Origin of the sequence: Neisseria sp. P0014.S002, assembly GCF_051958295.1 — a bacterium.
Lineage (GTDB): Bacteria > Pseudomonadota > Gammaproteobacteria > Burkholderiales > Neisseriaceae > Neisseria > Neisseria flavescens_B.
On record NZ_JBQCVO010000103.1, the window covers coordinates 1 to 246 of the forward strand.

Here is a 246-nt window from a genome sequence, read left to right on the forward strand (position 1 = left end):
GAATTCCACATCCCTCTCCCGGATTCAAGCCCACCAGTATCGGACGCAGTTCCTCGGTTGAGCCGAGGGATTTCACGTATGACTTAGACGGCCGCCTACGAGCCCTTTACGCCCAGTAATTCCGAACAACGCTTGCCCCCCCCGTATTACCGCGGCTGCTGGCACGGAGTTAGCCGGGGCTTCTTCTCTCGGTACCGTCATTCCTTCGAGGTGTTATCCCGAAGGCTATTCGTCTCGATCGAAAGG

At 57.3% G+C, this 246-nt stretch carries 1 rRNA gene; it reads right to left on the reverse strand.

Features of this window, described 5'->3' with window-relative positions:
- Positions 1-246, reverse strand: a 16S ribosomal RNA gene (locus ACTHSX_RS10790); the annotation flags it as partial.